The sequence below is a fragment of the Streptomyces sp. NPDC050121 genome (genome assembly GCF_044460385.1).
GTDB classification, from domain to species: domain Bacteria; phylum Actinomycetota; class Actinomycetes; order Streptomycetales; family Streptomycetaceae; genus Streptomyces; species Streptomyces soliscabiei.
Genome location: NZ_JBITJV010000002.1, coordinates 322820 through 347683, shown reverse-complemented (window position 1 = coordinate 347683; position 24864 = coordinate 322820). Strand labels below are relative to the sequence as shown.

The window sequence follows — 24864 nt, the reverse complement described above, 5'->3', positions numbered from 1 at the left end:
GGACGCACACCCATCGAACCGCACGTGGAGCACCGTGAAACGCCTGCACTGGCCGAGTCGGATGCCGGTCGACCCCTACATCCTGCTGTTGCTCGGGACCGTCGGGCTCGCGGCACTGTTCCCGGCCCGCGGCGGCGCCGCCGACGTGGCCTCCGGCGCCTCCACGGCCGCGATCGCCTTCCTCTTCTTTCTGTACGGCGCCCGCCTGTCCACCCGTGAGGCACTGGCGGGACTGAGGCACTGGCGCCTCCATGTGACCGTCCTGGCCTGCACTTTCGTGGTCTTCCCGCTGCTGGGCCTGGCCGCGCGCGGCCTCGTCCCGGTATTCCTCACCCACCCGCTCTACCAGGGGCTGCTCTTCCTCACCCTCGTCCCGTCGACGATCCAGTCGTCGATCGCGTTCACCTCCATCGCCCGCGGCAACGTGCCCGCCGCGATCTGCGCGGGCTCCTTCTCCTCGCTGGTCGGCATCGTCGTCACCCCGCTGCTGGCGGCATCCCTGCTCGGCAGCAGCGGCGGCGGCTTCTCCGCCGACTCGCTCGTCGAGATCGTGCTGCAACTGCTCGTACCGTTCCTCGCCGGGCAACTGGTGCGCCGCTGGATCGGCGGCTTCGTCGCCCGGCACAAGAAGGTGCTCGGACTGGTCGACCGCGGCTCGATCCTCCTCGTCGTCTACACCGCGTTCAGCGAGGGCATGGTCCAGGGCATCTGGCACCAGGTGAGCGCCGTACGGCTGGGCGGACTGCTCGTCGTCGAGGCCGTCCTGCTCGCGGTGATGCTGACCCTGACCTGGTACGGCGGCAAGGCGCTGCGGTTCGATCGTGAGGACCGCATCGCGATCCAGTTCGCCGGCTCCAAGAAGTCCCTCGCCTCCGGGCTGCCCATGGCGAGCGTCCTGTTCGGCGCGCACGCCTCCCTCGCCGTACTGCCGCTGATGCTCTTCCACCAGATGCAGCTCATGGTGTGCGCCGTCATCGCCAAGCGCCGGGCACGGGATCCGTTGGAGGCGTCGGGGGAACGGCGCGACGAGCCGACGTCGGCCGCAGCATGAACCTCTGGCTCCCGACGACCTCCAGCTCACGGCACCAGAACCACTTTCCCCAGATTGCTCCGTGACTCGATCGTCTCGTGCGCCTCGGCGGCGTCCTCCAGGCCGAATTCCCGGTGGACGACCGGCTTCAGCCTCCCCGCCGCGAACAGGCGCCACAGCTCCTGGCGCCAGCGCTCGTACACCTCCGGCCTCCCGCGCGCGACGTGGGCCATCTGGAAACCGATCACGGACTTCGCGCCCACCAGCAGGTCGTACGCCCGGATGGTCCCGCCGCCCGAGCTGTACGCCACGAGTCGCCCGCCGGGAGCGAGGGCCGCGACGGCGGGAGTGAGCAACGCGCCGCCGACGGCGTCCAGGACGTAGTCGACGGGGGCGCCCCAGTCGGCGCGGTCGTAGACGATGACGTCGTCGGCGCCCAGTGCGCCCACGAAGTCGGACTTCGCCGGGTCGGACACGGCGCCCACGACCCGGGCCGCGCCGCGCGTGCGCGCCAGCTGCACGGCGAGGTGGCCGATCCCGCTCGCCGCCGCGGTGACGAGGGCCGCCTCGCCGGGATCGGGCCGCGCGGCCGTGAGGGCGCCCAGCGCGACCAGGCCGCTGCGCACGAGGGCGACGGCGTCGACCGCGCTCGCATCCTCCGGGATGCGGGAGGCCATGGCCTCGTGCAGGAGCGCGAAGTCGGCGTAGCCGTGGCCGAAGCACAGGCCCGTCACCCGCTCGCCCACCCGGAATCCGGCGACCTCGGGCCCGACGGCCACGACCTCCCCGGCGATCTCGCCGCCGAGCGGAATCGGCTGCGTGCCCTCGGTGACCTTGCGGACGACGGGCAGGGTCACGCCTATCGCCGCGCAGCGCACGAGGAGCTCGCCCGGGCCGGGCTCGGGGAGGGGCGCCTCCTCCAGGAACAGCGGTCCGCCGATGGAGTCGTATCGGACGCGACGCATCGCACCTCCAGAATTCGTTGGGACTCCCAACGGTATTCGGAGGTCGTTGGGAAGTCCAATGAATTCGGTAGGCTGGGGGCATGTCCGAAGCGCCCCTCGCCGCCATCCGCTCTCTCCCCAGCTGGCTCCTCGGTCGGGCCGCCGCGCGCGGCCGTGCCCTGGTCGCCGACGCTCTCGCCGTCGAGGGCCTCAAGATGTGGCACCACGTCGTGCTCTCCGCAGTCCGCGATCTCGCCCCCGTCGCTCAGGCCGACCTCGGGCGCAGTGTCGGACTCGACCCCAAGGACCTGGTCGGCGTCCTCAACGACCTGCAGTCCGCGGGCCTCGCCGTGCGCGCACCGGATCCCGGTGACCGTCGGAAGAACGCCGTGTCACTCACCGAGGAGGGCCGACAGCTGCTCCAGCGCTGCGAGAAGGCCGCTCGGGAGGCGAACGACGCCCTGCTCGCCCCGCTCTCGGCGGCCGAACGGGACCAGTTCATGGGCCTGTTGACCCGGATTTCCGGCACGGAGGGCTGACGGTGGATAGCGTTCCGTCATGACCGCACCTCTCGCGCTCGACCCCGCGCACACCGCCCTTGTCCTCGTCGACCTGATGGACCGCATCGCCGCGCTGCCCCTGGAGCCCCGTAAGGGGACCGAAGTGCTGTCCGTCGCCGAGGAGTTGGCCGCGGAGTTCCGCTCGGCGGGCGGCCTCGTCGTTTTCGTCCGCGTCGAGCGCCCCGGGGTCGCCGAGCAGCCGCCCGGCAGCGGTCTGGCCCAGGGGCTGCTCCAGGAAGGCGACCTGGAGATCGTCAAGCGCACCATCGGCGCCTTCCAGGGGACCGGACTGGACGACCGTCTCCGTGAACTCGGCGTCACCACGCTCGTGTTCGGCGGCATCGCCACCAACCTCGGCGTCGAGTCCACCGCCCGTGCCGCCGGCGACCTCGGCTACCAGCTGTTCTTCGTCGAGGACGCGATGTCCGCTCTCACCGAGGCCGAGCACGAGGCGTCGGTGAAACTGGATTTCCCCCGGCTGGGGACGGTGGTGCGTGCGGCCGACGTGCGGTTCATGAGCGGCTGAGGCGAAAGCGGCTCACGCGCGCGAGAGGAACGGCACGGGAACGTGCGGGGGCCGAGGCGGGGCCCCTGCGGCGCAGGGGGCGCTCCCCGCCGGTCGGGGCCCCGCCGCCGTGCAGCGGGGGGAACCGGTCAGCCCCGGGCGGCCGCGGTCCGCAGGGTGATGCGGTCCTCACCGGCGTACACGTTCATGGAACTGCCTCGCAGGAAGCCCACCAGGGTCAGCCCGGTCTCCGCGGCCAGGTCCACGGCCAGGGAGGAGGGCGCCGAGACCGCGGCGAGCACCGGGATGCCCGCCATCACGGCCTTCTGCGCCAGCTCGAACGAGGCCCGCCCCGACACCAGCAGGATCGCCCGGGACAGCGGCAGGTCCCCGTTCTGCAGGGCGCGGCCGACCAGCTTGTCGACCGCGTTATGCCGGCCCACGTCCTCCCGGACGTCGAGCAGCTCGCCGTCCTCGGAGAACAGGGCCGCCGCGTGGAGCCCCCCGGTCCGGTCGAACACCCGCTGAGCCGCACGCAGCCGGTCGGGGAGGCTCGCGAGCAGCTCGGGCTCGATCCGGAGCGGGGGAGTGTCGGCTATCGGCCAGCGGGTCGTCGTACGGACCGCGTCCAGGCTCGCCTTTCCGCACAGGCCGCAGGAGGAGGTCGTGTAGACGTTCCGCTCGAGGGTGATGTCGGGGATCGTCACACCGGGGGTCGTCCGGACGTCGACCACGTTGTAGGTGTTGGAACCGTCGGCGGTCGCGCCCGCGCAGTAGACGATGTTGAGCAGATCGGACGCGGTGGCCAGTACGCCCTCGCTGACCAGGAAGCCGGCGGCCAGCGCGAAGTCGTCGCCGGGTGTGCGCATGGTGATCGCGAGCGGCTTGCCGTTGAGCCGGATCTCCAGTGGTTCCTCGGCGACGAGGGTGTCCGGCCGGGCGGAGACCACTCCGTCCCTGATGCGGATCACCTTGCGTCGTTCGGTGACTCGTCCCATGTCGTCATCAGCCCCGGTTCTGTATGTGCTGGTAGCCGAAGCGGCCCTTGATGCAGAGATTGCCGTGAGTCACCGGGTTGTCGTGCGGTGACGTCACCTTCACGATCTCATTGTCCTGCACATGGAGCGTGAGGTTGCAGCTCACCCCGCAGCAGGCGCACACGGTCGTGGTCTGCGTCTGTGCCGATTCGTCCCAGGTGCCGGCCGCGCGGCGGTCGAACTCGGACTTGAACGACAGCGCCCCCGTCGGGCACAAGCACACCAGGTAGTGCGGACGGTCGGGCTGGGAGGCCGTGGCCTGCCACTCGCGGCCGGTGGGGAAGGCGGCGCCGCCGCGCCCGAGCAGGCCGGAGTCGGTGACCTCGCGGATCACCGCGGCGGGACCGAGGGCGAAGGCCCGGCGCAGGGCCGTGTAGCCGCCGTGGGCCCGGTAGTCGTCGAGCGACGACGGGTCCACCACGCCGACCCTGCCGAGCAGGGTCGGCGACGGATCCCCGGCCTGGGGCACCGCCGTCACCGCCGGCGGCTCCTCGGAGGCCGAGTCGGGCGCACTCGCGGCGAGCACGGCCGCCTCGACGGTCGCCGGCGCCGACACCGCCGTACGCACCGGGTCGCCCGCTCTGACGGTGAGGGGGGCCGGGGCGCGTTCGCACAGGCCGAGGCAGGGGCTGCGCTCGACGGACACACCGCTGCCGAGGCCCGCCCGTGCCTCGATCCCGGCGCACAGGTCCGAGGCGCCCGCGGCCGTGCAGGCGAGGTCCGTGCACACCTGGAGCACGGTCGCCGGCAGGGCCTGACCGAGAACATCGCGTAGAAGGTGGCGACGCCGTACGCCTCCGCCGGGGGCACGGTGAGCCGGCGGCACAGGTAGTCGAGGGCGCCGAACATCTCCGTCAGGTTCAGCCCGTAGTGCGGCTCGATGACGGTGTCCCACGCCGACTCGAACTTCAGCCGGGCGCCGGGGTCGAGGATGTCCTGGAAGCCGGGCAGACGGTTGGGGATGGCGCCCATGTCGCCGCCGCCCTGCACGTTGTTCTGGCCGCGCAGCGGCTGCAACCCGGAGGCGTAACGCCCCCACATGCCCCGTCAGCAAAACCGGTCGGTCCGACCGTTCGGCGCAGCTCGCATACCGTTCACCGAAAACTGTCGACGCGCCGCCTTCTCAACACCGTTGTGGGTTCCTAACGTTCAGGATTCATGAGTCCCCCTGTCGCACCGCCCGGCTGGAGCCGCTGGCTCGTCCCCCCGGCCGCGCTCTCGGTCCACCTCTCCATCGGCCAGGCCTACGCGTGGTCCGTGTTCAAGCCGCCGCTGGAGTCCGCGCTCGACCTCAGCGGCACGCAGAGCGCTCTTCCCTTCCAGCTCGCCATCGTCATGCTCGGCCTGTCCGCGGCCTTCGGCGGCACGCTCGTGGAACGCAACGGGCCGCGCTGGGCGATGACCGTCGCCCTGGTCTGCTTCTCGTCCGGCTTCCTGATCTCCGCGCTCGGCGCCGCCACCGAGCAGTACTGGCTGATCGTCCTCGGCTACGGCTTCGTCGGCGGAATCGGTCTCGGCATCGGTTACATCTCACCCGTCTCCACATTGATCAAGTGGTTCCCGGATCGTCCTGGCATGGCCACCGGCATCGCCATCATGGGCTTCGGCGGCGGCGCGCTCATCGCCTCGCCCTGGTCGGCGCAGATGCTGGAGTCGTTCGGCTCCGACAGCTCCGGGATCGCGCTCGCCTTTCTCGTGCACGGGCTTTCGTACGCGGTCTTCATGACGCTGGGCGTACTGCTGGTGCGGGTGCCGCGCAGCGAGCGGCCGGTCGCCGGCGGGCCGAGCGCCGTCGAGGGGGTGCAGGTCTCGGCGCGCAGTGCGGTGCGCACCCCCCAGTTCTGGTGTCTGTGGGTCGTGCTCTGCATGAACGTGACCGCCGGCATCGGCATCCTGGAGAAGGCCGCGCCGATGATCAAGGACTTCTTCGCCGACACCTCCACCCCCGTCTCGGTGTCCGCCGCCGCCGGCTTCGTCGCCCTGCTGTCCGCGGCGAACATGGCCGGCCGGATCGGCTGGTCATCCACCTCCGACCTGATCGGACGCAAGAACATCTACCGGGTGTACCTGGGCGTCGGCGCCCTGATGTACGGGCTGATCGCGCTGATCGGCGACTCGTCGAAACCCCTGTTCGTCCTGTGCGCGCTGGTGATCCTCTCCTTCTACGGCGGCGGCTTCGCGACCGTCCCCGCCTACCTCAAGGACCTGTTCGGGACCTATCAGGTCGGCGCGATCCACGGCCGGCTGCTCACCGCCTGGTCCACCGCCGGAGTGCTCGGCCCGCTGATCGTGAACTGGATCGCCGACCGGCAGGAGGAGGCCGGAAAGCACGGCTCGTCGCTGTACACGCTGTCCCTGTTCATCATGATCGGGCTGCTCGCCGTCGGCTTCGTCGCCAACGAACTCGTCCGTCCCGTTCACCCCCGTCACCACCTGCCCGCCCAGAAGGAGGTTGCCGATGTCGAACGACAGCAGCCCGAGTCCGCAGCCTGACCGGCGGCCACTGATCGCCTTCGCCTGGCTGTGGGTGGGCGCGCCGCTCGCCTACGGGCTGTACGAGCTCGTACAGAAGGCGACGCAATTGTTCACCGGGTAACGGTTTGCGTGGGGTGTGTGTGCAGCGGGTGGATGTTCGGCGGTTGCTCGGGCGTCCGAGGGCTATGGGGAAGCCGACAACCCGGGAACCGGTTTCCTGTCGCTTCACGCGCCCTCGTACCCGCGAGTCACTGATCAGACTGGAGGATCCCGCTACCCAAGGCAACGAGGGGGACCCCCCAATGAACGGCTCGCGCATCGCCGCCGTCGGCCACTACCAGCCCGCCAAGGTTCTCACCAACGAGGACCTGGCGGGCCTGGTCGACACCAGTGACGAGTGGATCAGGAGCCGGGTGGGCATCCGCACGCGCCACATCGCGGGCCCCGACGAGCCCGTGGACGAGCTGGCCGCGCACGCCGCCGCCAAGGCGCTCGCCTCGGCCGGCCTCACACCGGCCGACATCGACCTGGTGCTGGTCGCGACCTCCACGGCCGTCGACCGCTCGCCCAACATGGCCGCCCGGGTCGCCGCCCGGCTCGGCATTCCGCAGCCGGCCGCGATGGACGTCAATGTAGTCTGCGCCGGTTTCACCCATGCGCTGGCGACCGCCGACCACACCGTCCGTGCGGGCGCAGCCACCCGTGCCCTGGTCATCGGCGCCGACAAGATGTCCGAGGTGACCGACTGGAGCGACCGCACCACCTGCGTGCTCGTCGGCGACGGAGCGGGCGCGGCCGTGGTCGAAGCCTGTCCCGACGGGGTCGAGCCCGGCATCGCGCCCGTGCTGTGGGGCTCGGTGCCCGAGATGGGCCACGCCGTGCGGATCGAGGGTCAGCCGGCACGGTTCGCGCAGGAAGGGCAGAGCGTCTACCGCTGGGCCACCACCCAGCTGCCGCCCCTGGCGCGACAGGCCTGCGAGCGGGCCGGGCTCACTCCCGAGGACCTCGCCGCCGTCGTCCTGCACCAGGCGAACCTGCGCATCATCGAACCCCTCGCGCAGAAGATCGGCGCCGTCAACGCGGTCGTCGCGCGCGACGTCACCGAATCGGGCAACACCTCCGCCGCCAGCATCCCGCTGGCCTTCTCCAAGCTCGTCGAGCAGGGCGCCGTCTCCACGGGCGACCCGGTGCTGCTGTTCGGCTTCGGCGGCAACCTGTCGTACGCGGGCCAGGTCGTGCGCTGCCCGTGAGCGGCGGCGGGCTGCGGTAGCCGGCGGGCCTTGAGGGCGGCTCGCGCAGCTCGCGCCGCGAGGCCGCACCGAAGTGCGACGCGATCAACCGTGCCCGGGGCTGGACCACTGTGCGCCGTAGACTGTAGACGAAAGACAATCGATACTCGGCTGTAGACAGTCGCCACCCGGCTGCACACGGCCGATACGTCAATCGATACGGGGCTTTCGGGGCGCGGTCGCCCGGTGTTGCCCAGGAGGGGGAGCGACCGATGTTGTCGCCAGGACTGCCACAGGGCGCGGTGCCCAAGCTCGAACGGCCCGGTCCGCTGCGCGACCGCGTCTACGAGGCACTGCTCGAACTCATCACCACCCGTGCCCTCCAGCCCGGCCAGCACCTCGTCGAGAGCGAGCTCGCCTCGCACCTCGGAGTCTCGCGGCAGCCGGTGCGGGAGGCCCTCCAGCGGCTGAACACCGAGGGGTGGGTGGACCTCAGGCCCGCCCAGGGCGCGTTCGTGCACGAGCCGACCGAGGAGGAGGCGGACCAACTCCTCACCGTTCGCACGCTGTTGGAGGCCGAAGCCGCACGGCTCGCCGCCGCGCACGCGGACCAGGCGGGCATCGAGGCCCTGAACGAGATCCAGGCCCAGGGGATGCTGGCCGTCGCTAGGGACGACGTGGACGCCGCCGTCGCCCTGAACGCCCGTTTCCACGCCAAGATCATGGAGATCGCGGGCAACACCGTCCTCGCCGAGCTGGCGGCCCAGGTCGACCGCCGGGTGCGCTGGTACTACACGCCGATCGCTCGCCGGCGCGGCCACCAGTCCTGGGACGAGCACCGCGAACTGATCACCGCGATCGTCGCTCACGACGAGCAACTGGCGACCCGGCTGATGCGTGAGCACACCGAGCACACCCGGCGCTCGTACCACGCCCGCGCCAAGTCCTGAGCCCTCCTTCCAGCGCTGACCGAGCCCATGCCATGGGTGCCGCCACCCTGCTTTGTCCTGTGAGTGGGGAAAGTTGGCGGCAATCTGTGCACAGCTTCTTCCCAGGTTCGGCAGCCGCTGCTACGTTCCCTTCGAAAGCCCGACACTGGTGGCCGAAATCGAGGCGGGGAGGGGTTCGTGAGACGCATGACGGCACGACCCGCGAACGCTCACCAGGCCCGCCTGCTCAAACTGTTGCGGGACAGCGGCCCCAACTCCCGTGCGCAACTGGGTGATCGGGTCGACCTGTCCCGGTCCAAGCTGGCCGTGGAGGTGGACCGGCTCCTGGAGACGGGGCTGGTCGTCGCCGACGGACTCGCCGCCTCGCGCGGCGGCCGTCGTTCACACAACGTCCGGCTCAACCCCGGGCTGCGCCTCCTCGGCGTCGACATCGGCGCGACGTCGGTCGACGTCGCGGTCACCAACGCCGAACTGGAGACCCTCGGACACCTCAACCAGCCCCTCGACGTACGTGAGGGACCGGTCGCGGTCTTCGAGCAAGTCCTGTCCATGGCCGCCAAGTTGAAAGCGACGGGACTCGCCGAGGGCTTCGACGGCGCCGGCATCGGGGTACCCGGTCCGGTCCGTTTTCCCGAAGGTGTGCCGGTCGCGCCGCCGATCATGCCGGGTTGGGACGGCTTTCCCGTGCGGGAGGCGCTCAGCCAGGAACTCGGCTGCCCGGTCATGGTCGACAACGATGTGAACCTCATGGCGATGGGGGAGCAGCATGCGGGCGTCGCCCGCACCGTCGCCGACTTCCTCTGCGTCAAGATCGGCACCGGCATCGGCTGCGGCATCGTGGTCGGCGGTCAGGTCTACCGCGGTACGACCGGCAGCGCGGGCGACATCGGGCACATCCAGGCCGTGCCCGACGGCCGTCCGTGCGCCTGCGGCAACAGAGGATGCCTGGAGGCCTACTTCAGCGGCGCGGCCGTGGCCCGTGACGCGACGGAGGCGGCCCAGCAGGGCCTCTCCGCCGAACTCGCGGCACGGCTGGAGGCGACCGGCGCGCTGACCGCCGTCGACGTCGCCGCCGCTGCCGCAGCGGGCGACGCCACCTGCATCGAGATGATCCGCGAGGGCGGCAACCGGGTCGGCCAGGTCATCGCCGGACTCGTCTCCTTCTTCAACCCCGGCCTGGTGGTGATCGGCGGCGGGGTGACCGGCCTCGGCCACACCCTGCTCGCCGCGATCCGCACTCAGGTGTACCGCCAGTCGCTGCCGCTCGCGACCGGCAACCTCCCCATTGTCCTGGGTGAGTTGGGCCCCACCGCCGGTGTGATCGGCGCGGCCCGACTGATCAGCGACCATCTGTTCTCACCCGCGTAAGCCAGCCACCCGACACGATCCCCGCAAGCCCGCCATTGACACGGTTCACCAGCGCGGCGCCCAGCCTCGCCCTGCTCCGACGGCCATGCCCTGCCTGATCCGTCCTGCCTGATCCGTCCTCGCTGTTCTGCCCTGCTTGTTGTGCTCTGCGCGTCCTGTCCAGCCTGCTCCGCCCTGCCTTGAGAACAACGACTTCGTTCTGCCCTGACTCCGGCCCGCACGCCCGCCGAGGGGAACCCACATGGCATCACCACCACCGCTGCTCAGCATGTCCGACATCACCAAGTCCTTTCCCGGAGTACGGGCGTTGGACGGCGTCGACCTCGACGTCCAGGCCGGCGAAGTGCACTGTCTGCTCGGCCAGAACGGCGCCGGCAAGTCCACCCTCATCAAGATCCTGGCCGGCGCCCACCAGCCCGACGACGGCGTCATCAGCTGGCAGGGCGACCCCGTCACCCTGCGCTCCCCGATCGCGGCCATGCGCCTCGGCATCGCCACCATCTACCAGGAACTCGACCTGGTGGAACACCTGTCGGTGGCGGAGAACGTCCACCTGGGCCATGAACCCACCGCAGTCGGCTTCGTCGTACGCGGCAAGGCGGCACGTGTGTCAACTGCGGTTCTGTTGAAGCGACTTGGTCATCCTGAAATCGATCCCGCCCGGCTGGTCGGCGAGTTGTCGGCGGCGCAGCAGCAGATCGTCTCCATGGCGCGCGCCCTCTCGCACGACGTACGGCTCATCGTGATGGACGAACCGTCGGCCGCCCTCGACCCCGACGAGGTCGACAACCTGTTCCGCATCGTCGCCGACCTGACCGCCGACGGAGTGGCCGTCGTGTACATCTCGCACCGCCTGGAGGAGATCCGGCGGATCGGCGACCGCGTGACCGTGCTGAAGGACGGACGGGCGGTGGCGGGCGGACTGCCCGCGAAGACGACGCCGACGCGCGAGGTCGTGGCGCTCATGACGGGACGCAACGTCGAGTACGTCTTCCCCGAGCGGCCGCCGGGTGACGCGGCCGGGGACGGGAAGCCCGTACTGGAGGTGCGGGGGCTGGCCCGGGACGGTGAGTTCGCCGCCCTCGACCTGACCGTGCGGCCCGGAGAGATCGTCGGACTCGCCGGACTGGTCGGCTCCGGGCGCTCGGAGATCCTGGAGACGATCTACGGAGCGCGAAAGCCCACTGCGGGCCAAGTCCTCGTCGACGGACGGCCGTTGCGCCCTGGCAGTGTGCGCGCCGCCGTACGGGCCGGGCTAGGGCTTGCTCCCGAGGAACGCAAGGCGCAGGCCCTGCTGATGCTGGAGTCCGTCACACGCAACGTCTCCGTCTCCTCCATGTCCCGTTTCTCACGGGGCGGTTGGATCGACCGGCGCGCCGAGCGGGGGGCGGCGCAGGCCGCGACGCGTGAGCTGTCCCTGCGCCCCGACAACCCGTCCGTCCCCGTGCGCACCCTGTCCGGCGGCAACCAGCAGAAGGCCGTCCTGGCCCGCTGGCTGTTGCGCGGCTGCCGGGTCCTGCTGCTCGACGAGCCGACACGCGGCGTCGACGTCGGTGCCCGCGCCGAGCTGTATGCAGTCGTCCGCCGACTTGCCGACGAAGGCCTCGCCGTGCTGCTGGTCTCCAGCGAGGTCCCCGAGGTGCTCGGCCTCGCCGACCGCGTGCTGGTGCTCCGCGAAGGCCACGTCGTCCACACGGCACCCGCCCGTGACCTGGACGAACACCGCGTACTCGATCTCGTCATGGAAGGAAGCCCGGCGTCATGACGCAGCCCGTCTCCCCACCGCGGAACAGCACCGACAAGGTGCCGCAGATCCCACTCCCCGCCTGGCGTACCGTGGTCGCCCGCGCAGACCTCCGCACGCTCTCCCTGCTCGGTGTGCTCGCCGCGCTCGTCGTCATCGGCGGGATCACCAAACCGGACGAGTTCCTGGACACCCGCAACCTCCAACTCGTCCTCACCCAGGCCTCGGTGATCGGGGTGGTGACCGTCGGCATGACCTTCGTCATCACCTCCGGTGGCATCGACCTCTCCGTCGGCGCGATCGTCGCCCTCTCCTCGGTGTGGGCCACCACGGTCGCCACCCAGGAATACGGCTTCGCGGGCATCCTCTTCACCGCGGTGATCGTCGGCGTGGGCTGCGGCCTGGTCAACGGACTGCTCATCGCCTACGGCGGCATGGTCCCGTTCATCGCGACGCTCGCCATGCTGGCCTCCGCCCGCGGGCTGGCGCTGCAGATCACGGACGGCCGGACGCAGATCGTGACGATCAACGGCATCCTCGACCTCGGCGAGCGCGACTCCTATGTGCTCGGCGTCCCGCCACTCGTGATCGTCTTCGCGATCGTGACGGTCATCGGCTGGCTGGTGCTGAACCGCACCACCTTCGGCCGCCGTACGGTCGCCGTCGGCGGCAACGCGGAGGCCGCCCGGCTCGCCGGCATCGACGTACGCCGCCAACGGCTCTACCTCTACCTGCTGTCCGGACTGTGCTGCGGCATCGCCGCCTTCCTGCTGATCATCCTGTCCGGCTCGGGCCAGAACACCAACGGCAACCTCTACGAACTCGACGCCATCGCGGCCGCGATCATCGGCGGCACGCTGCTCAGCGGGGGGCGCGGCACCATCACCGGCTCCGTGCTCGGTGTCCTGATCTTCACCACGATTACCAACATCTTCGCCCTGAACAACCTGCAGAGCGACGTACAGCAGATCGCCAAGGGCGCGATCATCGTCGCCGCCGTGCTGGTCCAGCGCCGTACCGCGAGCACGACCTGAGGAAAGGGTTCACCGCCATGCCAGAGCCGACGCCTTATCCGAACCGCTTCACCAGTCGCAGAGGAATGCTCTTCGGAGCTGCCGCCGTCTCCGCCGGAACCTTCCTCGTGGGTTGCACAAGCAACGATTCCAAGGACGAAGAGCCGGCCGCAAACGACCAGCCCGCCGCCGACGACAAGCCCGGCAAGAAGGTCACCATCGGCTTCGCCGGACCCCAGGCCGACCACGGCTGGCTCAACGCCATCAACGACAATGCCGAGAGCCGCGCGAAGAAGTACTCCGACGTGACCCTGGAGATCACCGAGGGCTCGAACGACACCGCCCAGCAGATCGGCCAGATCGAGACCCTCATCAACAAGAAGGTCGACGTCCTGGTCGTGCTGCCCGCCGACGGCAAGGCCCTCACCCAGGTCGGCCTGAAGGCGATGCGCGCGGGCATCCCGGTCGTCAACCTCGACCGGATCTTCAACACCCCTCAGGCGTACCGGTGTTGGGTCGGCGGCGACAACTACGGCATGGGCCTCAACGCCGGGCGGTACATCGGGGAGAGACTCAAGGGAAAGTCCGACGCCCGCGTGATCGAGCTGGCCGGGCTGGACAACCTGGAGCTCACCAAGCAGCGCACCAAGGGCTTCGACGACGCCCTGAAGAACTACCCCAACATCAGGAAGGTGGCCCGCCAGGCCGCCGAGTTCACGGTTGAGTCGGGTCAGGCCAAAATGGCCCAACTCCTCCAGGCCCAGCCCAAGTTCGACGCGTTGTGGAACCACGACGACGACCAGGGCGTGGGCGCGTTGCGCGCCATCGAGCAGGCCGGGCGCGACGACTTCCTCATGGTCGGCGGCGCGGGCGCGCTCGCCGCGTTCCAGGCGATCAAGCAGGACAAAGGCGTGCTGAAGGCCACCGTTCTCTACCCGCCGACCATGGCCGCCTCCGCGATCGACCTCGCCCGCGCCCTCGGCCAGGGCAAGGGCGTCGGCGGCCTCGCCGAGTTCGAGATCCCCGCCTCGATCACCCTCTACTCGGCCGTCGTCGACAAGACGAACGTCGACCAGTACATGTCCACCGGCTTCAAGTAGGACACCACTGCCCGGCGGGCGGCGGCACAGCCCACCGGGTGCGGCCCACCGGTGCGGCCCACCGGTGTGGTCGAACGGGCACCGGACGGGCGCCAAGGGCTGTGGGATGCGGTTGTGGGCTGCGGGTTTCGGTTCGTGGGTCGCGGGTCGCGGGTCGCGGGCATCCGGCTACGGGCCGCGCCTACGGGCTACGGGCCACGGATGCGGTGTTCTGTCGGCGGGGCTGGCGCCCTCTGGCCGGGGCCTCGGCCGGGGTGCAGGGGCCGTCGGCTGCGAGCAAGGCGCTCGTCGTACGGAGAGGCGCATCCGGTGGACCGGGCCTCGGCGAGCGTCCGCGGCCCGAGCGAACCCGGGACGACCACGGCGCCCGCTCCCGGCCGATGCCCCTGCTCCCACCGGCCACCTGCCGCCTGCCGCGCGGTCCGTGCGGATCCGACGGCGTCCCACCCCCCACCGTGCCACGACGACAAGGAGGACCACCGTATGGAACAGCCGCAGCAGTCAGCAGGACCGGAAGCCGGCAAGCCGCCGCTCCGGGTGGGAATGGTCGGTTACGCGTTCATGGGCGCCGCCCACTCCCAGGGCTGGCGCACCGCGGGCCGCGTCTTCGACCTGCCCCACCGCCCGGTCCTCGCCGTGATCTGCGGCCGCGACGCCTCCGCCGTGCGCGCGGCGGCGGACCGGCACGGCTGGGCGGCGACCGAGACCGACTGGCGTGCCCTGATCGCCAGGGACGACATCGACCTCGTCGACATCTGCACCCCCGGCGACTCGCACGCCGAGATCGCCGTCGCGGCGCTGGCCGCCGGCAAGCATGTGCTGTGCGAAAAGCCCCTCGCCAACACCGTCGAGGAAGCCGAGACCATGGCGCGCGCGGCAGAAACCGCCTATGGACGCGGCCAGTTGGCGATGGTCGGGTTCAACTACCGCCGTGTCCCGGCCACGGCACTGGCCCGACGGATGGTCGCCGAGGGCAGGATCGGCGCCCTGCGGCATGTGCGGGTGACGTACCTTCAGGACTGGCTCGTGGACCCGGACTTCCCGCTGACCTGGCGACTGCGCAGGGAACTGGCGGGTTCCGGGGCGCTCGGCGACCTGGGGGCGCACATCGTCGACCTGGCACAGCACCTGGCGGGGGAGCGGCTCGCCGGAGTCTCCGCGATCACCGAGACCTTCGTACGGCAGCGGCCGCTGACCGACGGGCCGACGAGCGGCCTGAGCGCGACGTCCGCCGACGGCACCGGCACCGGCACGGTCGCCGGCGCCGACACCGGGACTCGCACCGGCACGGTCACCGTCGACGACGCCGCCCTGTTCACCGGCCGCTTCGCCTCCGGGGCGCTCGCCTCCTTCGAGGCGACCCGGTTCGCCACCGGACGCAAGAACGCGTTGCGTCTCGAACTCAACGGTGAGCGCGGCTCGTTGGCCTTCGACCTGGAGCGTCTCAACGAGCTCTGGTACCACGACGCCACCGAACCCGGCACACACGCCGGCTTCCGCCGCATCCTCGTCACCGAACCCGACCACCCCTACCTGGACGCCTGGTGGCCCCCGGGGCACGGCCTCGGCTACGAGCACAGCTTCGTCCACCAGGCCCGCGACCTGGTCCATGCCGTCGCCGAGGGCAGCCGGCCCGAACCCTCCTTCGCCGACGGGCTGCAGGTGCAGCGCGTCCTGGCGGCTGTCGAGGAGAGCGCCGAGAAGAACTCCGTCTACACCCCCATCGCGGACTGAGGAACGAGGAGGGCTGCAGCATGCCGCGCACATTCACACTCTTCACCGGCCAGTGGGCCGACCTGCCCCTGGAGGAGGTCTGCCGCCTCGCCCGAGACTTCGGCTACGACGGCCTCGAACTCGCCTGCTGGGGCGACCACTTCGAGGTCGACAAGGCGCTGACGGACCCCGGATATGTGAAGTCCCGTCACCAACTCCTCGACAAGTACGGCCTGAAGTGCTGGGCCATCTCCAACCACCTGGTGGGGCAGGCGGTCTGTGACGCCATCATCGATGAACGCCACCAGGCGATCCTGCCCGACCGCATCTGGGGTGACGGCGAGCCGGAAGGCGTCCGGCGGCGGGCCGCCACGGAGATCGCCGACACCGCGCGGGCCGCGGCGGCCTTCGGCGTCGACACGGTGATCGGCTTCACCGGCTCCGCCATCTGGCACCTGGTGGCCATGTTCCCGCCCGCCCCCGAGTCGATGATCAAGCGTGGTTACGAGGACTTCGCCGAGCGCTGGAACCCGATCCTCGACGTCTTCGACGCGCAGGGCGTGCGGTTCGCGCACGAAGTCCACCCCAGCGAAATCGCCTACGACTACTGGACGACCGTGCGCACGCTGGACGCGGTCGGCCGTCGACCGGCCTTCGGCCTCAACTTCGATCCCAGCCACTTCGTGTGGCAGGACCTCGACCCGGTCGGCTTCCTGTGGGACTTCCGTGACCGCATCTACCACGTGGACTGCAAGGAGGCCCGCAAGCGCCTCGACGGCCGCAACGGCCGCCTCGGCTCCCACCTGCCCTGGGGTGACCCGCGGCGCGGCTGGGACTTCGTCTCCGCCGGCCACGGCGACGTCCCCTGGGAGGACGTCTTTCGCATGCTGCGCTCCATCGACTACCAGGGCCCGATCTCCGTGGAGTGGGAGGACGCCGGCATGGACCGGCTCCAGGGCGCCCCCGAGGCCCTGACCCGCCTCAAGGCCTACGACTTCGAGCCGCCGTCCGCCTCTTTCGACGCGGCGTTCGGCAACTGAGTTCGGCAACTGAGTTCGGCAACTGACTTCGACAACTTCAGTCGGACCGAGCATCTCTGACTGGCCATCAGCTCTCCGGGATGACGGCGCATCCCGGCGTACGCACCCGCCCGTACAACCAGCCCCAATCCTGGAGGCACCCGTGCACGGGAACGACCCCACCACCCGCACCCCCCACCGCACCGGCAGAGCCGGGACGCGCAGGCGACGACGTCCTTCACTGCGCAGAGCGATCGCCCTCCTGAGCGGCGCCCTGCTGGCCGGCGCGTCCCTCAGCCTCACCACACCCCGGGCCGGCGCAGCCGTCGCCGACCCGGTGGCCGCGGCAGCCGCCGCCGAGGACTTCCAGCAGGTCACCCTCGCCAAGGGGGAGGCCGAGGTCGGCGAGCCCATGTCGCTGGCCGTGCTGCCGGACCGCTCGGTCCTGCACACCTCGCGCGACGGCGAACTCCGGCTCACCGACGCCGCCGGCAACACCCGGCTGGCAGGCAAACTCGACGTCTACTCCCACGACGAGGAGGGCCTCCAAGGCATCGGTGTAGACCCGGAGTTCACCAGCAACCGCTTCATCTACCTTTACTACGCACCGCCGTTGAACACTCCGGCGGGCGACGCCCCGGAGACCGGAACGGCCGCCGACTTCGCCCCCTTCGACGGCGTCAACCGCCTCTCCCGCTTCGTGCTGAAGACGGACGGGACGCTGGACACCACGAGCGAGAAGAAGATCCTCGACGTGCCCGCCTCGCGCGGCCTGTGCTGCCATGTCGGCGGCGACATCGACTTCGACGCGGCGGGAAACCTCTACCTGTCCACCGGCGACGACACCAACCCCTTCCAGTCGGACGGCTTCACCCCCATCGACGACCGCGACGGTCGCAACCCCGCCTTCGACGCCCGCCGTTCCGCCGGAAACACCAATGACCTGCGCGGCAAGCTCCTGCGCATCAAGGTGAACGCCGACGGCTCGTACGCCATCCCCGACGGCAACCTCTTCGCGCCTGGCACGGACCGCACGCGGCCCGAGATCTACGCGATGGGTTTCCGCAACCCGTTCCGCTTCAGTGTCGACAAGGCCACCGGCATCCTCTACGTCGGCGACTACGGTCCCGACGCCGGCGCCGCCGATCCGGCCCGCGGACCGGCCGGCCAGGTCGAGTTCGCACGTGTCACCGGTCCCGGCAACTTCGGCTGGCCGTTCTGCACGGGCGACAACGACCCGTATGTCGCCTACGACTTCGCGACCGGTGCATCCGGCGCGCCCTTCGACTGCGGCGCCCCGAAGAACACCTCGCCGCACAACACGGGACTCACCGACCTGCCCCCGGCCCAGCCCGCCTGGATCCCGTACGACGGCGCTTCGGTACCCGAGTTCGGCGACGGTTCGGAGTCCCCGATGGGCGGCCCCGTCTACCACTACGACGCCTCGCTCGACTCGCCGGTGAAGTTCCCGCAGGCGTACGACGGGAACTTCTTCGCCGGGGAGTTCGGCCGCCGCTGGATCAAGCGCATCGTCAGTGACGCGAACGGCTCCGTGCAGTCGATCAACCCCGTCCCATGGACCGGCACCCAGGTTATGGACATGACATTCGGGCCGGACGGGGCCCTGTACGTCCTCGACTACGGCACCGCCTGGTTCGGCGGAGACGAGCACTCGGGTCTATACCGCATCGAGAACGCCACCGACGGCCACTCCCCGGTCGCCCAGGCCGCTGCCGACCGCACCTCGGGACAGGCCGCTCTGAAGGTGCGGTTCTCCTCCGCCGGCTCCACCGATCAGGACGGCGACGCGCTCACCTACCGCTGGGACTTCGGCGACGGCGGCACCTCGACGTCGGCCAACCCCACGCACAAGTACAAGAGCAACGGCACCTACACCGCGACCCTGACCGCCGCGGACGGCACCGGCCGCACCGGCAGCGCGAGCGTGCAGATCGTCGTCGGCAACACGGCCCCGAAGGTGGTCCTGGAGACGCCTAAGGACGGTCAGTTGTTCAGCTTCGGCGACGCGATCCCGTTCAAGGTGAAGGTCACCGACCCCGAGGACGGCACGGCGATCGACTGCGCCAAGGTCGAGGTCACCTTCGTCCTCGGCCACGACAGCCACGGCCACCCGGTGACCTCGGCCAACGGCTGCACCGGCACCCTCCAGACCAGCGCCGACGGCGGCCACGACGAGGACGCCAACATCTTCGGGGTCCTGGACGCCGAGTACACCGACGGCGGAGGCGGCGGCCAGGCCCCGCTCACCTCGCACGACCAGAACGTCCTCCAACCCCGCCACCGGCAGGCCGAGCACTTCGGCGCCTCCTCCGGCGTCACGGTGACCGCACGCGAGTCCGCCCACGGCGCTCGCACGGTCGGTGACATCAGCCGTGGCGACTGGATCTCCTTCACGCCGTATGTGCTCGGCAACGCCCAGAAGATCACCGCACGGGTCTCCTCCGCCGGCGCCGGCGGCGTCCTCGAGGTCCGCGCGGGCTCACCGAAGGGCCCCCTGCTCGGCAGGGCGACCGTGCCGGTCACCGGCGGGTGGGACACCTACCAGGACGTCAGCGCCGGCCTGTCCCGCGCCCCGAGGGGCACGACCACGCTCTACCTGGTCTTCAAGGGCGGCAGCGGAGCCCTGTACGAGGTGGACGACTTCACCTTCACGACGGCGACGGGCTGAGGGAGGACTGCATGCGCACAGTGAGCGCTGTCGCCGGGGCCGCCCTGCTCCTCGGCTGCCTCGCACAGCCGGCCGTAGCCCACTCGGCAGCCACGGACGACGGTCGACGGGTGCTGATCTTCTCCAAGACGGCCGGGTTCCGGCACGACTCGATCCCGGACGGCGTCACGGCGCTACGGGAGCTAGGCGCGACGGCCGGCTTCACGGTCGACGCGACGGAGGACGCGGACGCGTTCACGCGGGCGAACCTGCGGCGCTACGACGCGGTCGTCTTCCTGTCGACGACCGGGGACGTCCTGGACGCCGCCCAACAGGCGGCCTTCGAGGGCTACATCCGGCACGGCGGCGGCTACGTCGGGATCCATGCGGCGGCCGACACCGAGTACGACTGGGCGTTCTACGGCGGCCTCGTCGGCGCCTGGTTCCAGTCGCACCCGGCGATCCAGCCCGCGACGGTCGCCGTCGAGGACCGGGCCCACCCGGCGACCTCGGGACTCGACCGGACCTGGAACCGCACCGACGAGTGGTACAACTACCGCTCCAACCCACGCGAGCGGGTCCACGTCCTGGCCTCGCTCGACGAGTCGTCGTACACGGGCGGCACCATGAACGGCGACCATCCGATCGCCTGGTGCCAGAACTACCAGGGCGGCCGCGCCTTCTACACCGGCGTCGGTCACACGAAGGAGTCCTACGCGGATCCTGCATTGCGCAGACACCTGCTGGGCGGGATCCAGTATGCGGTCGGCGACGTGCGGGCGGACTGCCGCCCGGAGAACGGATACCGTCCGCTCTTCGACGGCACGTCCCTGGACGGCTGGCAACAGGCCGGCCCCGGCTCCTTCACCCTTTCCGACGACGGCACGCTGACGTCGACGGGCGGCATGGGCCTGCTCTGGTATGCGGGCCGCAGCTTCGGGGCGTACTCCCTGAAGCTCGACTGGAAGACCACGGCCGGCGAACCGAGCGGCTCCGGTGACGACAACTCCGGTGTCTTCGTCGGCTTCCCGCCGTCGGACGATCCGTGGTCCGCGGTGAACAACGGCTACGAGATCCAGATCGACTCCACCGACGTCCCCGAGAAGACCACGGGGTCCGTCTACGGCTTCAGGTCCGCGGACCTTCGCAAACGGGACCGCGCGCTGAACCCGCCGGGTGAGTGGAACACGTACGAGATCCGCGTGGAGGGCGAACGCCTGCGCGTCTGGCTCAACGGCGTGAAGATCAACGATTTCACCAACACCGATCCGGCCCGGAGCCTGCGCGACGGACACATCGGCCTGCAGAACCACGGGGTGGACGACCAGGTGTCCTTCCGTGACGTCCGGATCAAGGAACTGCCCGTCAAGGGCGACTGAACGGCGGCGGGCGGGGGACGCCGGACCCCCGCCCGCCGTCATCCCCTCGTTCTCCGGGGTTCGCGCACGACAAGGAGGCTGCCCATGTCCGCGTCACTCTCCCGCCCCCCGCGCGTCGGCGTCTGGCTGATCGGTGCCCGCGGTTCCGTGGCCACCACCGTGGTCGCGGGATGCGCCGCCGTCACCGGCGGTCTGCACCCGCCGACGGGCCTGGTCACCGAGTCGCCCGCCTTCGCCGACAGCGACCTGCCGGCCCTGTCCTCCCTCGTCTTCGGCGGACACGACACTTCCGACTGCCCCCTGCCCAAACGCGCCGAACAACTCGCGGCCGGAGGCGTCCTGCCGGCCGGGCTGCCCGCGGCGGTCGGCACCGAACTCGCCGCCGCCGACCGGGAGATCCGCCCCGGAGGCCCAGTCCCGGGGGACACCCGCGACGAGGAGCAGCTGATCGCCGCGTTCACCGCCGACCTCACGGACTTCGTACGCCGATGCGGGCTGGCGCACGCGGTCGTCGTGAACGTGGCCTCCACCGAACCCGCCGCGAACGGGCCCGCGCTTCCTCCGAGTTCGCTGTACGCGGCGGCCGCCCTGCGCGCGGGCTGCCCGTACGTGAACTTCACGCCCTCCACCGGGCTGCACCATTCGGCGCTGGCCTCCCTGGCGGAGTCGAGCGGACTGCCGTACGCCGGACGCGACGGCAAGACCGGCCAGACGCTCCTGCGTTCCGTGCTGGGGCCGATGTTCGCCCAGCGGGCGCTCGCGGTGCGGGCCTGGTCCGGCACCAACCTCCTGGGCGGCGGCGACGGAGCCGCCCTGGCCGACCCGGCCGCCGCCGAGGCGAAGAACGCGGGCAAGGAGCGCGTCCTCGCCGACACCCTCAGCGTCACTCCAGAGGGCCGGGTGCACATCGACGACGTGCCCGTGCTGGGGGACTGGAAGACCGCCTGGGACCACGTCGCCTTCGACGGGTTCCTCGGCACCCGGATGATCCTCCAGACCATCTGGCAGGGCTGCGACTCCGCGCTCGCCGCACCCCTCGTCCTCGATCTGGCCCGCCTCACCGCCCGGGCCCACGAAGCCGGCCTGTCCGGCCCGCTCCGCGAACTCGCCTTCTTCTTCAAGGACCCCGTGGGCGAGGCGCCGTCGGCCTTGGCGGAGCAGCACGCGGAACTGCAGCGCTTCGCCCGACGGCTGAAGGACGCGCCCGGTGAGGAGACGGGGTGAGCACCACATGAGCTTCGAACACGCCAACCTCGAACGCGCTGACCTCGAACACGGCAACCGCGAACGCGCTGACCTCGAACACGGCAACCGCGAACACGCTGACCGCGGGAGCACTCCGCGACAAGGCACCCCGCAGGAAAACGCCCCGCGTCGCACCGCCCGGCACACGCACCCCCTGTCTCCCGTTCCCGACGGCAGCCCGCCCCCGCCCCCGCCCCCGCTCCCGCTCCGTTTCGGCTACGGCACCAACGGCCTCGCCGATCTGCGCCTCGACGACGCCCTCGACCTCCTCGCCGATCTCGGCTACGACGGCGTCGGACTGACCCTCGACCACATGCATCTCGACCCGTTCGCCCCGGACCTCGCCGCACGCACCCGACGCGTCGCCCACCGACTGGACACGCTGGGGCTCGGCGTCACCGTGGAGACCGGTGCCCGCTACGTCCTCGACCCGCGCCGCAAGCACGGCCCCTCCCTCCTGGACCCGGATCCGGACGACCGCGCCCGCCGCGTCGACCTGCTCCTGCGGGCCGTCCGCATCGCCGGCGACCTCGGTGCGCACGCCGTCCACTGCTTCAGCGGGACCCTCCCGACGGGCACGCACCCGGGCACGCACCCGGGCACGGCATGGCAGCGCCTCGCCGAGACCCTCACCCCCGTCCTGGACGCCGCCGCGACCGCCGGCATCCCCCTCGCGATCGAACCCGAACCCGGTCACCTCCTCGCGACCCTCGCCGACTTCCACCGGCTCCGCCGCACTCTCGGCGACCCGGCCTCCCTCGGCCTCACCCTGGACATCGGCCACTGCCAGTGTCTTGAACCGCTCCCTCCCGCCGACTGCGTGCGCGCCGCCGCTCCTTGGCTGCGCCACGTCCAGATCGAGGACATGCGCCGCGACGTCCACGAACACCTTCCTTTCGGAGACGGCGAGATCGACTTCCCGCCCGTCCTCGCCGCCCTGGCCGCGACGGGCTACCGCGGGCTGACGGTGGTCGAACTGCCCCGTCACTCCCATGCCGGGCCCCAGTACGCCGGCCTCTCCCTTCCGTTCCTCCGCCGCGCGCAGGCGGCTGCCCAAGCCGTCGAGCACGCCGGCCCGCGACCGTCCTCCCTCCTCGCCCCGATCGACCGCCCCGCCGGCAGGCCGCAGCCTCCCTCCCACGCAGTCCTCCCGAGCCCGCCCTCCCCGCCAGCGAACCCGTCCGTCGCACCACCCGGCGAGCCCTCCGCCACCCCGGAAGGGAGCACTCCATGACCCCGCCCCAGGCCGACCCGGCCCCCCGGGCAGCGGGACCCATGGGCACCACCCTCGCCCCCCTCGACGCCCTGCACAGCCATCTCGACACCCACCTCCAGGGAACCGCCCGCACCTGGTTCCACCAGGCTCTCGACGATGCCGCCGCCCACCCAGGGACCCACGGGCCCATCTCCGTCTGGGAGTTGCGCCTCGCCGAGGCCGGACGCCGCTGCGGCAGCCAGTACGCCGACGCCGCCCGGGTGCTCATCCTGCACGCCGCCCGCGCCGACCCGGCCGCCCTCGCCCGCGTGTATTTCCAGGGCACGGCCGACGAGCGTCGCGCGGTCCTGCACGCACTGCCCCACCTCGTGTCCGGTCCCGACGCCCTTCCGCTCGTCGAGGACGCCCTGCGCACCCATGACACCCGGCTCCTCGCCGCCGCCGTCGGCCCCTACACGGCCCGCCATCTCGACGCCCACGCGTGGCGCCACGCCGTCCTGAAGTGCCTGTTCGTGGGAGTGCCCGTCGACGAGGTGGCGGGCCTCGAACAGCGCGCCAGCGCCGATGTCGAACTCGCCCGCATGCTCGCCGACTACGCCGCCGAACGCACCGCGGCGGGCCGCCCCGTACCCCCGGATCTGGACCGCGTCCTGACCCTGACCGACCCGGGGACGCCCCCCGCACCTCCATCGGGCACCGCGGATCCACACCGCCCGGACCCAGGTCGGCCAGACCCGCACAGCCCGACCCTCGACCGCACGGACCCCCCTGGCCCGGGCAGCCGCCACAGCCCGGTCCACCCCCACGGCAAGGAGTCCTGATGCGCATCTTCGACCCCCACATCCATATGACCTCGCGCACCACCGACGACTACGAGGCGATGCACGCGGCCGGCGTCCGCGCCGTGGTCGAGCCGTCCTTCTGGCTGGGTCAGCCCCGTACCTCGCCCGCCTCCTTCCTCGACTACTTCGACTCCCTCCTCGGCTGGGAGCCCTTCCGGGCAGCGCAATACGGCATCGCCCACCACTGCGCGCTCGCTCTCAACCCCAAGGAGGCGAACGACCCGCGCTGTGCCGCCGTCCTGGACGAGCTGCCGCGGTTTCTCGTCAAGGACCACGTCGTGGCCGTCGGTGAGATCGGCTACGACTCGATGACCCCCGCCGAGGACACCGCCCTGGCCGCCCAGCTCCAGCTGGCCGCCGACCACGCTCTGCCCGCCCTCGTGCACACCCCGCACCGCGACAAGCTCGCCGGACTGCGCCGCACCCTCGACGTCGTCCGTGAGTCCGCCCTGGCCCCGGACCGGGTGCTGCTGGACCACCTCAACGAGACGACCGTGAAGGAGGCGAAGGCCGCCGGCTGCTGGCTCGGCTTCTCCGTCTATCCCGACACGAAGATGGACGAGATCCGCATGATCGAGATCCTCCGGGGCCACGGTCCGGAGAAGGTCCTCGTCAACTCCGCCGCGGACTGGGGCAGGAGCGACCCCCTCAAGACCCGCAGGGTCGCAGACCTCATGCTCGCGGAGGGCTTCGACGAGGACGACGTCGATCTCGTCCTGTGGCGCAACCCCGTCTCCTTCTACGGCCTCAGCGGCCGCCTCACCCTGGACGTGGCAGCCTCCGACCCCACGCACGAGGGCAACTCCATCCTGCGCGGCGGGGAGTGA

Annotated in this window: 21 protein-coding genes and 2 pseudogenes; 19 read left to right on the top strand and 4 right to left on the bottom strand. The window is 70.9% G+C overall.

The genetic code is table 11. The features are described from left to right. The first annotated feature begins 34 nt into the window (after positions 1–34). Positions 35–1051, top strand: coding sequence for a bile acid:sodium symporter family protein (locus ACIBTS_RS03970; RefSeq protein WP_399316389.1), 1017 nt, complete (start codon positions 35–37; stop codon positions 1049–1051). Between the two features lie 26 nt (positions 1052–1077). On the opposite strand, the gene ACIBTS_RS03965 is transcribed toward ACIBTS_RS03970, so the two are convergent. Beyond that, complete coding sequence (locus ACIBTS_RS03965) at positions 1078–1995, bottom strand: zinc-binding alcohol dehydrogenase family protein (RefSeq protein WP_399316388.1); 918 nt, start codon at positions 1993–1995, stop codon at positions 1078–1080. 80 nt (positions 1996–2075) lie between these two features. On the opposite strand from ACIBTS_RS03965, the gene ACIBTS_RS03960 reads away from it, so the two are divergent. Together ACIBTS_RS03960 and ACIBTS_RS03955 are read left to right on the top strand one after the other, a co-directional pair. Next, a complete protein-coding gene (locus ACIBTS_RS03960; protein ID WP_399316386.1) occupies positions 2076–2513 on the top strand; it encodes a MarR family winged helix-turn-helix transcriptional regulator in 438 nt (145 codons plus the stop codon). A 19-nt stretch (positions 2514–2532) separates the two neighbouring features. Continuing rightward, positions 2533–3060 carry an isochorismatase family protein gene (locus ACIBTS_RS03955; protein ID WP_399316383.1) on the top strand — a complete coding sequence of 176 codons (528 nt, stop codon included), beginning with the start codon at positions 2533–2535 and terminating at the stop codon, positions 3058–3060. 128 nt (positions 3061–3188) lie between these two features. Here ACIBTS_RS03955 and fdhD read toward each other — a convergent pair whose 3' ends face one another. The 3 genes and pseudogenes from fdhD to ACIBTS_RS03940 all read right to left on the bottom strand — a co-directional run. After that, a complete protein-coding gene (fdhD, locus tag ACIBTS_RS03950) occupies positions 3189–4037 on the bottom strand; it encodes a formate dehydrogenase accessory sulfurtransferase FdhD (protein ID WP_399316380.1) in 849 nt (282 codons plus the stop codon). A 7-nt stretch (positions 4038–4044) separates the two neighbouring features. Further along, positions 4045–4293: pseudogene (locus ACIBTS_RS03945) on the bottom strand (Fe-S-binding domain-containing protein); the annotation flags it as partial. Continuing rightward, positions 4294–4919, bottom strand: a pseudogene (locus tag ACIBTS_RS03940) (hypothetical protein); the annotation flags it as partial. Between the two features lie 315 nt (positions 4920–5234). On the opposite strand from ACIBTS_RS03940, the gene ACIBTS_RS03935 reads away from it, so the two are divergent. The 16 genes from ACIBTS_RS03935 to ACIBTS_RS03860 all read left to right on the top strand — a co-directional run bounded on the left by ACIBTS_RS03935 (position 5235) and on the right by ACIBTS_RS03860 (position 24864). Further along, complete coding sequence (locus ACIBTS_RS03935) at positions 5235–6569, top strand: OFA family MFS transporter (RefSeq protein WP_079658535.1); 1335 nt, start codon at positions 5235–5237, stop codon at positions 6567–6569. Further along, positions 6535–6672: a hypothetical protein gene (locus tag ACIBTS_RS03930; RefSeq protein ID WP_173877651.1), complete on the top strand. Its 138-nt coding sequence runs from the start codon at positions 6535–6537 to the stop codon at positions 6670–6672. Before ACIBTS_RS03935 ends, ACIBTS_RS03930 begins: the two co-directional genes overlap by 35 nt. Positions 6673–6853: 181 nt before the next feature. Continuing rightward, a complete protein-coding gene (locus ACIBTS_RS03925; RefSeq protein WP_079658534.1) occupies positions 6854–7801 on the top strand; it encodes a beta-ketoacyl-ACP synthase III in 948 nt (315 codons plus the stop codon). Positions 7802–8052: 251 nt separating this feature from the next. Continuing rightward, positions 8053–8730, top strand: a complete 678-nt coding sequence (locus ACIBTS_RS03920; RefSeq protein WP_319673137.1) for a GntR family transcriptional regulator — start codon at positions 8053–8055, stop codon at positions 8728–8730. 186 nt (positions 8731–8916) lie between these two features. Continuing rightward, entirely contained in the window at positions 8917–10098 is a 1182-nt protein-coding gene (locus ACIBTS_RS03915) for an ROK family protein (protein ID WP_399316377.1), read from the top strand. A 241-nt stretch (positions 10099–10339) separates the two neighbouring features. Further along, a complete protein-coding gene (locus tag ACIBTS_RS03910) occupies positions 10340–11863 on the top strand; it encodes a sugar ABC transporter ATP-binding protein (protein WP_399316375.1) in 1524 nt (507 codons plus the stop codon). Then, the gene (locus tag ACIBTS_RS03905; RefSeq protein WP_319332848.1) at positions 11860–12876 is read left to right on the top strand and encodes an ABC transporter permease; all 1017 of its coding nucleotides are present in this window, start codon (positions 11860–11862) and stop codon (positions 12874–12876) included. The genes ACIBTS_RS03910 and ACIBTS_RS03905 overlap by 4 nt, the downstream gene beginning before the upstream one ends. A 17-nt stretch (positions 12877–12893) precedes the next feature. After that, the gene (locus tag ACIBTS_RS03900) at positions 12894–13955 is read left to right on the top strand and encodes a substrate-binding domain-containing protein (protein WP_399316373.1); all 1062 of its coding nucleotides are present in this window, start codon (positions 12894–12896) and stop codon (positions 13953–13955) included. Between the two features lie 483 nt (positions 13956–14438). Continuing rightward, entirely contained in the window at positions 14439–15689 is a 1251-nt protein-coding gene (locus ACIBTS_RS03895) for a Gfo/Idh/MocA family protein (protein WP_399316371.1), read from the top strand. Positions 15690–15709: 20 nt separating this feature from the next. Next, positions 15710–16708 carry a sugar phosphate isomerase/epimerase family protein gene (locus ACIBTS_RS03890; protein WP_399316369.1) on the top strand — a complete coding sequence of 333 codons (999 nt, stop codon included), beginning with the start codon at positions 15710–15712 and terminating at the stop codon, positions 16706–16708. 142 nt (positions 16709–16850) lie between these two features. Beyond that, positions 16851–19376 (top strand): PQQ-dependent sugar dehydrogenase, encoded by a 2526-nt coding sequence (locus ACIBTS_RS03885; RefSeq protein ID WP_399316367.1) that lies wholly within the window; start codon positions 16851–16853, stop codon positions 19374–19376. Between the two features lie 11 nt (positions 19377–19387). Further along, entirely contained in the window at positions 19388–20734 is a 1347-nt protein-coding gene (locus ACIBTS_RS03880; RefSeq protein ID WP_399316365.1) for a ThuA domain-containing protein, read from the top strand. 84 nt (positions 20735–20818) lie between these two features. Further along, positions 20819–21958, top strand: a complete 1140-nt coding sequence (locus tag ACIBTS_RS03875) for an inositol-3-phosphate synthase (RefSeq protein WP_399316363.1) — start codon at positions 20819–20821, stop codon at positions 21956–21958. 7 nt (positions 21959–21965) lie between these two features. Then, on the top strand, positions 21966–23213 hold the full coding sequence (locus tag ACIBTS_RS03870; protein ID WP_399316361.1) for a sugar phosphate isomerase/epimerase family protein: 1248 nt from the start codon (positions 21966–21968) through the stop codon (positions 23211–23213). Beyond that, positions 23210–24016: an EboA domain-containing protein gene (locus tag ACIBTS_RS03865; RefSeq protein ID WP_399316360.1), complete on the top strand. Its 807-nt coding sequence runs from the start codon at positions 23210–23212 to the stop codon at positions 24014–24016. Before ACIBTS_RS03870 ends, ACIBTS_RS03865 begins: the two co-directional genes overlap by 4 nt. Then, complete coding sequence (locus ACIBTS_RS03860; protein WP_399316358.1) at positions 24016–24864, top strand: TatD family hydrolase; 849 nt, start codon at positions 24016–24018, stop codon at positions 24862–24864. Before ACIBTS_RS03865 ends, ACIBTS_RS03860 begins: the two co-directional genes overlap by 1 nt.

Excerpts from the sequence above, each read along its gene's own strand:
- ACIBTS_RS03895 (WP_399316371.1), top strand. The coding sequence starts at position 14,439 with ATGGAACAGCCGCAGCAGTCAGCAGGACCGGAAGCCGGCAAGCCGCCG.
- ACIBTS_RS03870 (WP_399316361.1), top strand. The coding sequence starts at position 21,966 with ATGAGCTTCGAACACGCCAACCTCGAACGCGCTGACCTCGAACACGGC.
- ACIBTS_RS03960 (WP_399316386.1), top strand. The coding sequence starts at position 2,076 with ATGTCCGAAGCGCCCCTCGCCGCCATCCGCTCTCTCCCCAGCTGGCTC.
- ACIBTS_RS03955 (WP_399316383.1), top strand. The coding sequence starts at position 2,533 with ATGACCGCACCTCTCGCGCTCGACCCCGCGCACACCGCCCTTGTCCTC.
- ACIBTS_RS03930 (WP_173877651.1), top strand. The coding sequence starts at position 6,535 with ATGTCGAACGACAGCAGCCCGAGTCCGCAGCCTGACCGGCGGCCACTG.
- ACIBTS_RS03890 (WP_399316369.1), top strand. The coding sequence starts at position 15,710 with ATGCCGCGCACATTCACACTCTTCACCGGCCAGTGGGCCGACCTGCCC.
- ACIBTS_RS03900 (WP_399316373.1), top strand. The coding sequence starts at position 12,894 with ATGCCAGAGCCGACGCCTTATCCGAACCGCTTCACCAGTCGCAGAGGA.
- ACIBTS_RS03905 (WP_319332848.1), top strand. The coding sequence starts at position 11,860 with ATGACGCAGCCCGTCTCCCCACCGCGGAACAGCACCGACAAGGTGCCG.
- ACIBTS_RS03920 (WP_319673137.1), top strand. The coding sequence starts at position 8,053 with ATGTTGTCGCCAGGACTGCCACAGGGCGCGGTGCCCAAGCTCGAACGG.
- ACIBTS_RS03880 (WP_399316365.1), top strand. The coding sequence starts at position 19,388 with ATGCGCACAGTGAGCGCTGTCGCCGGGGCCGCCCTGCTCCTCGGCTGC.
- fdhD (WP_399316380.1), bottom strand. The coding sequence starts at position 4,037 with ATGGGACGAGTCACCGAACGACGCAAGGTGATCCGCATCAGGGACGGA.
- ACIBTS_RS03925 (WP_079658534.1), top strand. The coding sequence starts at position 6,854 with ATGAACGGCTCGCGCATCGCCGCCGTCGGCCACTACCAGCCCGCCAAG.
- ACIBTS_RS03910 (WP_399316375.1), top strand. The coding sequence starts at position 10,340 with ATGGCATCACCACCACCGCTGCTCAGCATGTCCGACATCACCAAGTCC.
- ACIBTS_RS03875 (WP_399316363.1), top strand. The coding sequence starts at position 20,819 with ATGTCCGCGTCACTCTCCCGCCCCCCGCGCGTCGGCGTCTGGCTGATC.
- ACIBTS_RS03915 (WP_399316377.1), top strand. The coding sequence starts at position 8,917 with ATGACGGCACGACCCGCGAACGCTCACCAGGCCCGCCTGCTCAAACTG.
- ACIBTS_RS03935 (WP_079658535.1), top strand. The coding sequence starts at position 5,235 with ATGAGTCCCCCTGTCGCACCGCCCGGCTGGAGCCGCTGGCTCGTCCCC.
- ACIBTS_RS03860 (WP_399316358.1), top strand. The coding sequence starts at position 24,016 with ATGCGCATCTTCGACCCCCACATCCATATGACCTCGCGCACCACCGAC.
- ACIBTS_RS03965 (WP_399316388.1), bottom strand. The coding sequence starts at position 1,995 with ATGCGTCGCGTCCGATACGACTCCATCGGCGGACCGCTGTTCCTGGAG.
- ACIBTS_RS03865 (WP_399316360.1), top strand. The coding sequence starts at position 23,210 with ATGACCCCGCCCCAGGCCGACCCGGCCCCCCGGGCAGCGGGACCCATG.